The sequence below is a fragment of the Tabrizicola caldifontis genome (assembly GCF_004762095.1).
Taxonomy (GTDB): domain Bacteria; phylum Pseudomonadota; class Alphaproteobacteria; order Rhodobacterales; family Rhodobacteraceae; genus Tabrizicola; species Tabrizicola caldifontis.
On record NZ_SIJH01000005.1, the window covers coordinates 120,512 to 133,012 of the forward strand.

Sequence of the window (12,501 nt, forward strand, 5' to 3'; positions counted from 1 at the left end):
TGCGATCATCCGGTGTCTTGATGAATTCATGCAAAGGCCTAAGGACTCGGATATGACCGAGTCCAGGCCATCGACGAACGTAGCCATCCTTGCCGATCGCGACCACCGGGCCGAGATCGTCGAGCGGCTTTACGATGTCGCGATGGACCCGATCCGGTTGGAGGAACTGCTCGAGGTCTGGGAAGACCGTGCCGCGCCCCTGCGTGACAGTGCGATCCCGCTGGAGGATCCGGAGATCGAGGCGCATCTTCAGCGTGCGACTGTGTTTCTTGACCGCTACGAGGCCGTTCAGGAAGCTGCCGGCAAGCCTTCGGTCCTGGCCGACATTCCGCGATCTGCGGCCTTCATCAGCGATGGCGGCGCCACGATCCACGCCTGCAATCGCCCCGCCGAGGTGGCCTTCGGCATCTCCGAGGGTGGAGCCTTCGCGGCCCTGCCCTTCGACGAGGAGGACAGGGAACTGCTGAAGGGTGTGATTCGCCGGGTTGCGGCCCGCAAGGCGGAAAAGGTTGTCACGCTGCGCATCCGTTCGACCGTGACCGGCAGTCCGGTGATCCTTCGTGTCAGCCCGGTCGAGGCCGGTGCGGCGCGACCCCTTGCGCTGGTCGTCTCGACGGAACTCGTCTGGCCCGAGGGTTTCGAAACCACGGTGCAGGAGGCCTTCGGTCTGACTACGGCCGAGGTCGAGATCGTGCGCGGCGTGACGCTGGGCCTGCCCCTGCGCGACATCGCCGAAGCGCGGGGCAGGTCTCTGGAAACGGTGCGCACGCAGGTCCGTTCGGTCCTCGCCAAGACCGAAACGCACAGCCAGTCCGAACTGGTACGGGTGGTGCTGGGGTTGATGGATGTGGCGCTGATCCCGACCGGGGGCGAATCGTTCGGCGGCCCCCGTGGCATGCTGGAACAAAGGCCCTTCAGGGAAATCCGGGGGCCGGACGGGCGGCGGCTGACCTGGATCGAATTCGGCGACCCGCGCGGTCGGCCTGTTCTCTACATGCATCTCGACTTCGGACTGACCCGCTGGCCTGCGCCAGCCGAACGGGCGGCTGCGGCGCGGGGGCTGCGGGTGATCGTGCCGGTCCGTCAGGGCTATGGCCGGACCGAACCCTTGCCCAAGGGCGCCGATCACCTGGAAGGCGTCACGCGCGACTATGCCGCGATCCTGGATCATCTGCAGGTGACGGGCGCGGTGGCGATCCCGCTGGGCGCCGACCTGCGCTTTGCCCTGAACCTGTCGCTGAAACGGCCCGACCTCGTGCGCGGGATCGTGGGTGCGGCATGCCAGCTGCCGATCCGTTCGGCCAGCCAGTACGAAAGGATGGACAAGTGGCAGCGCTTCATCCTGGCCAACGCCCGCCATGCCCCGAAGGTGTTGCCCTTTCTGGTGCAGGCGGGGTTTTCGCTGGCCCGGCGTCTTGGGAAAGAGGCCTTCTTCCGCCAGGTCAACGGCGGCAGCCAGGCTGATACGGAGACTTTCTCGCGCCCCGATGTGCGGGTGGCCGTACTAGAGGGATCGGACGTGTGCATGACCCGCACCTGGTCGGCCCATGCCGCCTTCACCGCCGAATGCCTCGGGTCGGAACGCGACTGGTCGGCGCTGGTCCGCATGGCAAGGGTTCCGGTCCTGCTGTTGCAGGGCGACCAGGATCCGCAGTCGCCCGTCCAGACCATCCGCGAACTGGCCGCCGAATATCCGCATCTCGACATCCGCTTCCTGCCAGGAACCGGACAACTGTTGTTCTTTGCCGAATGGCCCCAGGTTCTTGATGCGGTTGAGGCCATGTTCTGCACCCGGCAAGACTGAAGGTCGCCGCGGACTTACCGCAGTTGGGGTATGTGGCCAGATCCCGGCTCTGGTATCGAAAAAGTGTCCGCAGCGAATTGGCGGCAAGGCTTTTCAGACATGCATTTTCATGATCCGGGGCGGCGGGAACTGGACCCTCGCCGCCCCGTTCCTTTTTGGCGCCGCCCCGTTCCTTTTTAGGCGGTGAAGATTTGGCCGATTGATCCGCATCAAGGCAAAGATCACGGTTTTGTGTCAATATCTCAAAAAAAGGTGAGACATGAACCGGAGGTATCAGCCGCATGGATGACAGCCAAAGCATTGAAGCGATGACATCGGCGCCCATGGTCGAACCGAACGCGAAGCCGGTCGATGAAAAGCCGGGTCCGAAGAAATTTCCCGTGGCCGCCACGCCCTTGCACCAGGCGTTCGAAAGCGGTCGCTATCCGTACGCGCGCCTCATGGGCCGTGCGCCATACGAGGCTGAAAAGGCCCGGCTGCAGGCGGAACTTCTGAAGGTGCAGATCTGGGCGCAGGAGACCGGGCAGAAGTTCGTGATCCTGATGGAGGGGCGCGACGCGGCCGGGAAGGGTGGTACGATCAAGCGGTTCATGGAACATCTGAACCCGCGCTATGCCCGTGTCTGTGCGCTGACCAAGCCTTCGGATGTGGAAAAGGGGCAATGGTTCTTTCAGCGCTATATCGCGCATCTGCCCACCGCCGGCGAAATGGTGTTCTACGACCGCAGCTGGTACAATCGCGCCGGCGTGGAGCGGGTTATGGGGTTCTGCACGCCGACCGAATACCTGGAATTCATGCGTCAGGCGCCCGAGTTCGAGCGAATGCTGGTCCGCTCTGGCATCCGGCTTTACAAGTACTGGTTCAGTGTCACCCGCGAGGAACAGCGCGCCCGCTTCAAGGCGCGGGAAACCGACCCGTTGAAGATGTGGAAGCTTTCGCCCATTGACAAAGCATCGCTCGACCGGTTGGATGATTATACTGAAGCCAAGGAGGCGATGTTCTTCTACACCGATACCGCCGATGCGCCCTGGGTCATCGTAAAGTCGAACGACAAGAAACGTGCACGGCTGAACTGCATGAAGCATTTCCTGTCCACGATCGACTATCCGAACAAGGACCACGCGGTGGTGGGCCAGCCCGACCCGCTGATCGTGGGACGGGCGGCGCAGGTGATCGGCACAGGGCCGGGCATCTATGATGCGGCCACCCACCCGGCGATGCAGCGCGGCTAGGGGCTGTCGGCACGCCTGGCATGCCGCGCGCATGCCTCTCAGACCCCGTTCCCCGACCGTCAGCCCCAGAGACGCGTCGTGGCGCGGATTGCCCGCGGGGGAAGATTCTTCTCTCGCGGGCTTTTCCCGGCCAGTCCAGCGCCAGTCGGCAACCGGCGCTGGGCCCCTCGTATGCCAGCGGGGGGCCGCAAGGGCAATCGCGGCAGGCTGCAAGACGGGGTGCCGATTCGCCCCAACGGTCAACGCGCTGTCCCGACGACGCACAGAGAGGCAAGGAGAACTGGCGGAATAGGGCAAAAGGTGCGGTATCTTCGGCCCTTCCTGCCGATCCGGCGTATGTGGAACGCAGGACAAGGCCTAAAAGACGCCCACCACCTCGTACATAACCGGCTCGAACCCTTTGCAAAGCTCGTTGATCTTCCGGTTCCGTTCGCGCATCTCGTCCGTCCGCAGCATGGCCTGATAATCCGCACGGCTTCGCCATTGCGAATAGTTGCAGATCCGTGTCCGGGCGTCGTTCATGTGCAGCCCGGCGGCGATGAAGCCCGGCTGACGGCTGATGCAGTCGCGATAGGCCGCCTCCAGCGCCTCGACCAGGTCGAAGGCGGTCGCGGGGGTGGTCTCGAAGGTGGTGATGACGGTTTGTCCTTGGAAATCCTTGACAATATGGGGCATGTCGTCCTCCCTCTCTAGGGTCAGGATGCCACGGACCAAGGGCAAAGGCATGAAGATTCTCGATCCCGAAGACCCGTTCTTTGCCCGGCCCTGGGTGCGTTGGGCCACTGTGATCCTGCCGACCGGCTGGGGGATTGTGGAGTTTGTGTGGATGCAGGCCCCCTTCTGGGGCGTGCTGTTCCTTGCCGCCGGGGCCTATGCCTTCTGGGCACTGATCCTGTCGCGCAAGGCCGACTGATCAGTCCATCCAATCGGCTGGCGGCAGGCCCAGCGCCTCGGGGTCGGACAGGTAGATCGTACCAAGTATCAGGAAAAACAAGACAATCGCTGCAAAGGCGATCTTCCAGATCGACCAGGGACGCTCGCCTTGCACCTCGCCGGTCTGGCCGTTGACCAGAAAGCGGTAGCTTTTCCCGTTGTACTTGTAGGCCGCCATCCAGACCGGCAGCAGGATGTGCTTGAAGGTCTCGTTCGACCAGCGCGTCTCGATGCCATGGATGCGCTGTTCATCCCCGCCGATGTCGCGGCGCACGTCCTCGCGGATCACCTGCGCCATCCGATCGCGGGCCTGGGCATGACCCTCGGGCAGATCGACGGTGTAGCCTTCGGCCTGGAATCCGGCAAGAAATTCGGGGCTGTATGGCACCAGCGCCCCAAGATCCCAGGGCGTCAGCTCGTTGCCCAGCCGGGCGGGCAGGCTGCGCGAGGCCATGACCAGCACATCGTCGAAATCGCGCGCCACGCGGCCCGATGCCGGATACCAGCGCGTATGGCGCACCTGTTCCTGCCGCGTCTCCATCTTGCCGTTCACGCGCACCTGCACGGTCCGCGTCTCGTAGTAGTATTCTCCGCGTTCGCCCGTGTAGCGGCTGGCCGTCACGGCATCGAAGGTCCAGAAGGGGACATAGACCCCGTTCATCGCGCGGCCCTTGCGGGCATATTCCAGAAGCGTGTTCGGCGCGAACCACAGGCTGCCCATCCAGGCGATCAGCGCCTTGCGTGCCTGTGCTTCGGTCAGTGCAAAGGGCACCAGTGCCTGCGGCTTGATGTGGCGCTGGGTGCCGGTGTCCAGCACCACGGGGGTGGCACAGAAGGGGCATTGCGTGGCGTGTGTCGCGCCCGTTATCTCGATCACCGCGCCGCAGGAAGGGCAGGTGGTCGTCCGCGCTTCGGCCAGATCCGAGGCGGGCAGGGCACCCCTTAATCCTGTCGCCAGATCAAGTTCTTGCAGGGCCCTTGCCCGACTGCTGGCCGGTTTTGCGGGGATGTCCTGCTCATGCCCGCAATGCGCGCAGGTCAGATGCGTCTGCCCCGGGGTATACCGCAGTTGTGCGCCGCACTGAGAACAGGGCCAGCGGTATTCGTCCTGTGGCATCGGGCTGTCAGGGCTGCGGGGGCGGTGGCGGAACGCTGTCCAGAAGCCGGGCAAGGTCGGTCTCGGCGGCCATCTTCCAGCCGTCCTGACCGGGGGTCCAGACCATGGTTGCCCGGGTCAGCCTGCCTTCGGACACGAGGCGCGAAAGATCGCCTTCGCCGAAGGGGCCTTGCGTTGCGCCGTTCTCGGCCAGATGCCAGACCTTCGCGGCAGGCGGCGGCGGAGGAGGAGCAGCAGCAGCTGCTGCTGCGCCGGGCTTGGCCCCCCATGGCCCCATGTTTTGCGCCATGCCCATGCCCATGCCGGCGCCCATTCCGGCGCCCATCGCCGCACCCATCGCGCTGCCCGTCTGGCCCATGGCCTCGGCCGCGCTGAACTGCATGTATCTTTGCAGATCGCCCACCACGCCCATGGAACTGCGCTTGTCCAGGGCCTTTTCAACCTCTTCCGGCAGGCTGATGTTTTCGATGTAGAATTCCGGTATCGACAGGCCATATTCAGCCACCTTCGGCGTGATCGCATTGGCAATGATCTTGCCCAGGTCGGAAAGGTTCGCGGCCATGTCCAGGACGGGGATCCCCGACCTCGCCAAGGCCTCGGACGCGGCCTGAACGATCTGGTTTCGGATCTGGTTCGAAACCTCGTCGGTCGTGAACTCGCCATCGGTGCCCACGATTTCCACCATGAACCTGCCGGGATCGCTGACCCGCATCGAATAGGTGCCGAAGGCGCGCAACCTGACTGGGCCGAATTCCGGATCGCGCAGCATGATGGGGTTCTTGGTGCCCCATTTCAGGTCGTTGAAGCGCGTGGTGTTTACGAAATAGACCTCGGACTTGAACGGCGACTGGAAGCCGTGGTCCCAGTGCTGAAGCGTGGTCATGATCGGCATGTTGTTGGTCTCAAGGATGTAGAGACCGGGGCCGAACACATCGGCCAGCTGGCCTTCGTGAATGAACACCGCCGCCTGGCCTTCACGGACGGTCAGCTTGGCCCCCATCTTGATCGCCTGACCACGCCGGTCGAACCGCCAGACCATCGTATCGCGGGTGTCGTCGAGCCAGGAAATGACGTCGATGAACTCGCCCTTAAGGAATTCGAAGACCATGGCGCCCTCCGTTCTAAGGTCAACTGTCGCCACCCATCAGGCGACGCGCTAGGGAAAAGACTATGGGCCGTGCCTCGTCGGCAGTCATGCCGGGGCGCAGCTCGGGTGAGTATAGCATCTGAAGCAGCAGTTCGTCGTGATCGGTGAGGAAGGCGAATTCCTCGTCGTCGTTGAAGATCGAGGGCCGCGCGCGGGGGCTGTCGTTTGGCAGGCCCAGCCCCTGTGCCAGTTCCTCGTGCACGCAGGACAGGCGCAACAGGTCGGGGTGTTCGGACCGGATCACCGCGACCGCGCGCGAATAGGCGCCCGAATTGCCTTCGGAAAGGGCGTAGACCAGGCAGTAGGTGCTGCGCGGCATGTTCAGGATGCCGTTCAGGTCGGCTTGCGACAGGGTTGGCAGGACGGCGCGGACCTTCGGACCAAGTGCCTCGCGTTCGTCCTCGGACACGATGTGGATGACGAAGTTCGCGTTGGCATCGTCCATCGTGATGTTGTGCCCCGTGACCTCTGCGAGACGGGCAACAAAGCTGCCGATGCGCGACCGGTCGGTGGCCTGCCGGTCTGCCGGGACGCTGGCCCCGAACCGCAGGCCGACGCGGACCGGCACTTCCCAGCGGCGCAGACGGCCTTCGGTCTCTTCCCGCACGAAACCGCGATCGGTGCGGCGGTATTCGTCGAACAGCGCGATGCGCATGAAGTTTTCGGCCAGCATCCGGTCGGTGAAGGGAATGTTGCTGCCGCCGTCGGTGCGCAGAAGCCCCTGGGAAAGCAGCATCGCCTGAACGCGCGCATAATAGGCAGTCGCAGCCGCGCTTTTGGGTGTGGGCTCGGGCACTGCCGGTGCCGGCGGTTGCGGCGCCGGTGGGGGCGCGGGCTCCGGCTCGGTTGCGACGCAGGCGGCAAGTGTCAGGGCGGCGGTAACGGCCACCAGCATCGTCCAGGTCGGGGTCTTGCGCATGTTCGGGGGGCAGTCCTCAGGCGGGGGTTGCAGGGGCGGACTGGCGGGCCCTTGCGGCCGCCAGGGCATCGCGCAGTTCCGCCTCCATCTTCGTCAGTTCCGCTTCGGCGGCGGCCCGGCGGGCCTTGCCCTCGTCGGCGATGGCGAGGCTTTCGTTGATCGTGGCGATAAGGGTCGCGTTGGCCTGTTTCACTGTCTCGATGTCGAAGACGCCGCGTTCCATTTCCTCGCGCACGGCGCGGTTCGCCTGTTGCAGGTTCTCGGCGTTCGACTTCAGCAGTTCGTTCGTCAGGTCGTTGGCGTCGCGCACCGCCTGCGCGGCCTCTTTCGACCGCTGGATCGTCACCGCCTGCGCAAGCTGGGTTTCCCAAAGCGGTACGGTGTTGACGAGCGTCGAGTTGATCTTGGTGACAAGGCTCTTGTCGTTTTCCTGCACAAGGCGGATCGATGGCAGCGACTGCATCGTTACCTGCCGGGTCAGCCGCAGGTCGTGCACCCGGCGTTCAAGGTCGTCGCGGGCCGACCGCAGGTCGCGCAACTCCTGCGCCTTCATCACCTGATCGGCCTCGGGTGCGGCGGCGACCTCGGCCTCCTTCGCCGGGATCAGGGTGCCGTCCACCTCGGCCAGCTTGGCCTCGCCCGCCGCGATGTAGAGGGCAAGTTCGTTGTAGAAATCCAGCGTCCTGGCGTATAGGACATCCAGACTTTTGATGTCCTTCAGCAACTTGTGCTCGTGGGCCAGCAGTTCCTCGGTGATCCTGTCGATCTGGCCCTGCACCTGCTCATACTTCGCGACGAATTCCGCGAAGGGGGCGGCGCGGCCCAGAAGGCGTTCCCACCAGCTGGCCTCACGCCGCAGGTCAAGCTCGTCGGTGGCAAAGCCGCGGATCGTGGTGACGATCTTGCGCAGGGAATCGCCTGCGGGGCCGACATCCTTGTTCTTTACGTCCTGCAACATGGCCTGGCTGATCACCTGCAATTCCGCCTGCGCGGAGGAGCCGAAGGCGATGATCGACTGGGTATTCGTCAGGTCCACCTCGGCCATACGCTTGCGGATCGCCTCGGCCTGGTCGGTGGGGGCGGCCTCCAGGGGCACGACCTCGGCCATGGGTTCGGGCAGGATCACGGCGGTGACCTTTTCGACCTCGGTCAGAAGGGCCTGGGCATCGGACTGGACGGTGGTGGACATCGGCAATCTCCCAAAGGTCAATGGTCGAGTTTCAGGCGGTCGCGCAGCACGGCAATCTCCACATCCAGGTCGGTGCGGTTGTTCGACAGGAAGGCCGTGGTCTTCTGCGCAAAGGTGGTTTCAAGATCGTTCAGCAAGGCTTCGTAGTCGGCCCGCGCCCCGGCATCGCGGGTCTGGGCATAATGGTCTGCGAACTTCACCGTCGCGTCGCGCGCGCCCATCAGATAGACGGACATGTACTTGCGCGCTGCGGTCAGGTCGCCCGGATCCGCCTCGATCGTGCGGAACAGGCCGCGCGCGGCCGCTGCGAACTGGTCCACCCGTTTTTCCAGCGCCCGGTCGCCGGCGCGCAGGATCGCGTCCTTCATTGCGGCAATATGCTTTTCGCCTTCTTCCACCGCCCTTGCCACACGGCCGGTCTGGAAGGCATCGATCCCCTCCATCCCCTTGTCGGTCATCGGGTCCAGTCCGAAGGCGCCCATATGCAGAAGCATGCCTGCCAGCGCATAGAACACCGGGTAGATCAGCCCCTGATCCGCGATCAGCCCACCCACGGCAAGCGCCGCGCCCGTCATCGCTGCGGCAAGCAGCTTGCGCGGCACGGCCGGGCGGCGGGCGATCCTGCGCGCGTGGTAGGCGGCTTCCGCCTTCAGGCCCTCGCGGGAAAGCCAGGCGGAAAGCACGATCAGACCGCCGGCCAGCAGGCCCAGCAGCATCTCGCGCGGGCCGTCGCCGAAGGCGGGAAACAGGAACAGGAACGCAGTCAGAAACAGGACACTGGCGCGCCAGCCACCCTGTGGTCTGGCTGCGCTTGTGCCGTGTGCCGTTGCCGGTGGTCGGCTGCCCTGGGGCGAATACTTGCCGCCATAGCGTTCCGCCATCACGTGCCCCCCGACCAGGCGACATAGGCCGCCAGCATTACGAGGAGCAGCAGCGAAAGGTTCCGCAGTCCGCTTCCCGACATGGGCCACCTCCCGCACACACAACCCCGCAGGCAAGCTTAACCGATGCCCCGCAACCTTGCCAGTCGGCAACATGCGGAATCGGCACCAATCTTGCCCTGTTCGGGTGGACGGCGGACCTAGCCCTTCTTCGGCCCCCCGGTTCGCGGGCCGGGTTTCGGGGGGATCGGGCGCGGCTTCGCAGCGCGTTCCGAGGGCGGTCGATCGTTCGTCTTGCGACCGGGCGGACGGGTTGCCTGCTGCCAGGTTTCCGACAGCTGCTTCAGACCCGCGCCGGGCTTGAGCGGGGTGCGCCCGGACCGTGTCTGCGCCTCGGCGGCGGTCTTAGGCGGGGTCCGCGTCCTAGTCTTGCCGGACGAGCCTTCTGCTGGCTTGGCGGCGGGCCTGGTGGTGCGGGTGGCAGGCCGCGGGGTTTCCGGCGTCTCGGCGAGGCCCAGCTGGTCGCGCAGCACGCGGGGCTTCACCTCCTCGACCTCGCCGGGTTGCAGCTCGCCCAGGCGAAATGGGCCATAGGAAATCCGGATCAGTCGGTTCACTGTCAGCCCGATATGGGCCATGGCGCGGCGGATCTCGCGGTTCTTGCCCTCGCGCAGGCCGACCGTCAGCCAGGCATTCGCACCCTGATGGCGGTCGAGCCTGACCTCCATCGGCTGGAACCTTTCGCCATCGATGGTGACCCCCTTGCGCAGCGGTTCCAGGTCAGGGTCGGTCGGGTTGCCCTTCACGCGCACCCGGTATTTCCGCAGCCAGCCGGTCGAGGGGAGTTCGAGGCGCCGCTTCAGCTCGCCATCGTTGGTCAGCAGCAGCAGGCCCTCGGAGTTGATGTCGAGCCGGCCGATCGACATGACGCGGGGCATGTCCTCGGGCAGGTGGTCGAAGACGGTGTCGCGGCCCTTCTCGTCGGCGGCCGAGGTCACCAGCCCCTCGGGCTTGTAGTAAAGCCAAAGTCGCGGCGGTTCGGGCTGGCCGACGGGCTCGCCCCGGACGGTGATCCTGTCCTTCGCGGTGACGTTCAGGGCGGGGGAGGTGATGACCTTGCCGTTGACCCTGACCTCGCCCAGTTCGATCAGCCGCTCGGCCTCGCGGCGCGAGGCGATGCCGGCGCGGGACAGGACCTTGGCGATGCGCTCGCCTTCCGGTTTCGGGTCAGGGGATTGCTTGTCTTTCGGCGCCATCGCGGTGATCCTTGGCGCGGGGTGGCCAACCCCGGGGGTTTTCCACCCCCGGACCCCCGAGGATATTTGTGAACGGAAGAAGAGGCAATCCGCGATGACCTTCCGGTCGTTCATGGATCTGGCGCTGGAGGAAGCGCGGGCCGCGGCCGGTCGGGGCGAGGTGCCGGTCGGGGCGGTGATCGTTCGGGGCGATCAGGTCGTGGCGCGGGCAGGCAACCGCACGCGCGAGCTTGCCGATCCCACCGCACATGCCGAGATGCTGGCGATACGCGAGGCCTGCCGGCTTGCCGGATCGGAGCGGCTGATCGGGTGCGAGCTCTACGTCACGCTGGAGCCCTGCCCGATGTGTGCCGCCGCGATCAGCATGGCGCGGATCGACCGTCTGTATTACGGGGCCGCCGACCCCAAGTCGGGCGGCGTGGCGGTGGGGGCGCGCGTGTTCACCCATCCCCAGTGCCATCATGTGCCGGAAGTCTACGACGGCATCGGCGGGGCCGAGGCCGAGGTGCTGCTGAAAGGGTTCTTCGCCGCGAAACGCTAGAGGCTTCCGACCCGTCGCGGCGAAGTTTCGGATCCGATCTCAGATGCGGATCGGGTCCAGCACCTTGTGTTCGATCACCTCGACGCCCGGCGGCAGGCCGGCGCGCAGGGCGGACGCATCCTGCGCCAGTATCGGGAAGGTCTTGTAATGGCAGGGGATCACCCAGCGGAAGTTGAAGTATTTGCGCGCGGCCCAGGCGGCGCGGTCCATGTCCATCGTGTAATGCCCACCGCAGGACAGGATGCCGATGTCGGGCTGGTGGTATTCCGCCATCCAGGCCATGTCGGCCATGATGTCGGTATCGCCCGAGACATATATCGTGTGCCCCTCGCCCGCGATCATGAAGCCCGCGGCCGAGCCTGCGGGCAGCAGACCCTTGCCGGCGAAATCGACGCTGGCAGAATGGACGGCATTGACCATCGTCACCTTCGCGCCGCCAAGGTCGAGTGTGCCGCCCTTGCCGAAGCCCACCGTTTCGGCAAGCCCGTTCGCGTTCATCCATTGGGAAACTTCATGGATGCAATGGATCTTGACCCCCAGCTTGCGCGCCAGTCTTGCGGCATCCGAGGCATGATCGCCATGGGCATGGGTCAGAAGGATATGGGTTGTACCGCGGACGGCCTCGTTCTCGCGCCCGGCGGGAAAGACGGGGTTCCCGGTAAGCCACGGGTCGATCAGGAGGATGGCGTTCTCGATCTCGATGCGGAAGCCGGAATGGCCAAGCCATGTGATCTGCATGGGTTTCTCCTTCTGGTCTTTCGGGAAGGCCCTACCATCCAGGACCCGAAGCCGGATGACAACCATGTTTGACCCGATCGACGCCTATTGCGAACGGACCAGCCCCGCCTACTGGGCCGAGCCGGTGAATGCCGTGACCAACCTGGCCTTCCTGATTGCGGCGGTCGTCATGTGGCGCCGGACCGCCGGAATGCCGACGGGCCGTGTGCTGAGCGTGGTGCTGGCGGTGATCGGGGTGGGCTCATATCTTTTTCACACCCATGCCAACGGGCTGACGGCGCTGACGGATGTATTGCCGATCCTGGCCTTCATCCTGATTTACCTTTTCGCCGCAACCCGTGATCTGCTGAGCTGGCGCGGCTGGTGGCCCTGGGCTGCGGTGCTGGGCTTCTTTCCCTATGCAGTGGCCGCCGGGTCGGCGCTGGGCGCGGTCCTGCCGCTGACATCATCCGCCGCCTATGCGCCGATTCCGCCCCTGATCCTGGCCTATGCCTGGATTGTGGGGCGCAGTCACCCGCGCACGGCATGGGGCATGGCGCTGGGCGCGGTGATACTGATCGTCAGCCTGACCTTCCGCACGCTGGACGAGCCCCTGTGCGATGCCGGGCCTCTGGGGACACATTTCCTGTGGCACATCCTGAACGCGCTGATGCTGGGCTGGATGATCGAGGTCTGGCGCCGCCACATCCTTGCGCAGGCCCGACTTGCGAAGGCAAGGGCGCGGGGCTAAACGGGGCCAAACCG

General features: G+C 65.1%; 13 protein-coding genes. 5 read left to right on the top strand and 8 right to left on the bottom strand.

Annotated elements, in window-relative coordinates; all coding sequences use genetic code 11:
• Positions 1 to 52: 52 nt before the first annotated feature.
• A complete protein-coding gene (locus EYB42_RS05705; RefSeq protein ID WP_167850936.1) occupies positions 53 to 1,804 on the top strand; it encodes a LuxR C-terminal-related transcriptional regulator in 1,752 nt (583 codons plus the stop codon).
• 308 nt (positions 1,805 to 2,112) lie between these two features.
• Positions 2,113 to 3,036, top strand: coding sequence for a polyphosphate kinase 2 (gene ppk2 / locus EYB42_RS05710; RefSeq protein WP_240783991.1), 924 nt, complete (start codon positions 2,113 to 2,115; stop codon positions 3,034 to 3,036).
• A 357-nt stretch (positions 3,037 to 3,393) separates the two neighbouring features.
• Here the strand turns inward: ppk2 and EYB42_RS05715 are convergent, their stop codons facing one another.
• A complete protein-coding gene (locus EYB42_RS05715) occupies positions 3,394 to 3,711 on the bottom strand; it encodes an antibiotic biosynthesis monooxygenase family protein (protein ID WP_135448902.1) in 318 nt (105 codons plus the stop codon).
• A gap of 49 nt (positions 3,712 to 3,760) precedes the next feature.
• Between EYB42_RS05715 and EYB42_RS05720 the strand changes: the two genes are divergently transcribed.
• Positions 3,761 to 3,949, top strand: coding sequence for a hypothetical protein (locus EYB42_RS05720; RefSeq protein WP_135448903.1), 189 nt, complete (start codon positions 3,761 to 3,763; stop codon positions 3,947 to 3,949).
• On the opposite strand, the gene EYB42_RS05725 is transcribed toward EYB42_RS05720, so the two are convergent.
• The 6 genes from EYB42_RS05725 to EYB42_RS05750 form a co-directional block, all read right to left on the bottom strand.
• Positions 3,950 to 5,086, bottom strand: a complete 1,137-nt coding sequence (locus EYB42_RS05725; protein ID WP_135448904.1) for a primosomal protein N' (replication factor Y) - superfamily II helicase — start codon at positions 5,084 to 5,086, stop codon at positions 3,950 to 3,952.
• Positions 5,087 to 5,093: 7 nt separating this feature from the next.
• A complete protein-coding gene (locus EYB42_RS05730; RefSeq protein ID WP_135448905.1) occupies positions 5,094 to 6,194 on the bottom strand; it encodes an SPFH domain-containing protein in 1,101 nt (366 codons plus the stop codon).
• A gap of 19 nt (positions 6,195 to 6,213) precedes the next feature.
• The gene (locus EYB42_RS05735; RefSeq protein ID WP_135448906.1) at positions 6,214 to 7,152 is read right to left on the bottom strand and encodes a DUF2927 domain-containing protein; all 939 of its coding nucleotides are present in this window, start codon (positions 7,150 to 7,152) and stop codon (positions 6,214 to 6,216) included.
• A 16-nt stretch (positions 7,153 to 7,168) separates the two neighbouring features.
• Entirely contained in the window at positions 7,169 to 8,341 is a 1,173-nt protein-coding gene (locus tag EYB42_RS05740) for a toxic anion resistance protein (protein WP_135448907.1), read from the bottom strand.
• Positions 8,342 to 8,358: 17 nt separating this feature from the next.
• Positions 8,359 to 9,222: a 5-bromo-4-chloroindolyl phosphate hydrolysis family protein gene (locus EYB42_RS05745; RefSeq protein WP_135448908.1), complete on the bottom strand. Its 864-nt coding sequence runs from the start codon at positions 9,220 to 9,222 to the stop codon at positions 8,359 to 8,361.
• 200 nt (positions 9,223 to 9,422) lie between these two features.
• Entirely contained in the window at positions 9,423 to 10,478 is a 1,056-nt protein-coding gene (locus EYB42_RS05750; protein ID WP_135448909.1) for a pseudouridine synthase, read from the bottom strand.
• Between the two features lie 94 nt (positions 10,479 to 10,572).
• Here EYB42_RS05750 and EYB42_RS05755 point away from each other — a divergent pair, with 94 nt between their 5' ends.
• The gene (locus EYB42_RS05755; protein WP_135448910.1) at positions 10,573 to 11,019 is read left to right on the top strand and encodes a nucleoside deaminase; all 447 of its coding nucleotides are present in this window, start codon (positions 10,573 to 10,575) and stop codon (positions 11,017 to 11,019) included.
• 39 nt (positions 11,020 to 11,058) lie between these two features.
• On the opposite strand, the gene EYB42_RS05760 is transcribed toward EYB42_RS05755, so the two are convergent.
• A complete protein-coding gene (locus tag EYB42_RS05760; RefSeq protein WP_135448911.1) occupies positions 11,059 to 11,757 on the bottom strand; it encodes a metal-dependent hydrolase in 699 nt (232 codons plus the stop codon).
• 64 nt (positions 11,758 to 11,821) lie between these two features.
• Between EYB42_RS05760 and EYB42_RS05765 the strand changes: the two genes are divergently transcribed.
• Entirely contained in the window at positions 11,822 to 12,487 is a 666-nt protein-coding gene (locus tag EYB42_RS05765) for a ceramidase domain-containing protein (RefSeq protein ID WP_240783992.1), read from the top strand.
• The last annotated feature ends 14 nt before the right edge of the window (positions 12,488 to 12,501 follow it).